This window comes from Haladaptatus ordinarius, assembly GCF_054177595.1.
In genome coordinates this window covers 1-639 of sequence record NZ_JBPEHH010000302.1, presented here as the reverse complement: position 1 = coordinate 639, position 639 = coordinate 1, and the positions used below count along the sequence as shown (strand labels likewise).

At 59.2% G+C, this 639-nt stretch carries 1 protein-coding gene; it reads left to right on the top strand.

Annotated features, from left to right (window positions below):
• Positions 1–639, top strand: a 639-nt coding sequence (locus ACR3FF_RS27300; RefSeq protein ID WP_458191239.1) for a transposase, incomplete at both ends; no start/stop codon positions are given.

Here is a 639-nt window from a genome sequence, read left to right as displayed (position 1 = left end):
GTCGAAGCGACCGCTAGTACGGCAGTGTAAGAATCTTGCCAAACAGCACGTCGACGACCCAGACGAACCCGCTGCCCCGACAGGCGGCAGCGGGTTCGCTGAGTGGACCCAAATCGCGTTGCTTCTCCTCCGAGCAGATCTCGACAAGAGTCTCCGTGAGACTGAAGCGTGGTTGAACGATTCTTACGTGATCCATGACGAACTCAATCTCGACCGCTCACCGGATCATACGACGCTTTCTCGGTGGGAGCAAAACTTCCAGATGCGTGAACTCCGCCGCCTGCTCCGCGCTTCGGCGGAGCAGGCGGGCTGGAGTGGCCAAGCAGCTATCGATGCGAGTGGCTTCCAGCGTGATCAGACCAGCCACCACTATCGCACCCGTGCAGGCTACTCGTTCCAATCGCTGAAAACCACCGTGTTGATCGACGTCAACTCTCTAGCAATCAGGGACGTTCACTTCACCACGCGGAAGAGTTGGGACGGGCACATCGGGATGCAGGTCTTGCGCCGGAACGCGGAAGACCTGCAGGTGGTTGCGGCTGATGCGAACTATTCGTGGAGCGACCTCCGAGAGGAGTGTCGCTCCACCTCAACGCGACCGCTCATCAAACACAAGGAGCATACCCCGCTGAAGAAGGC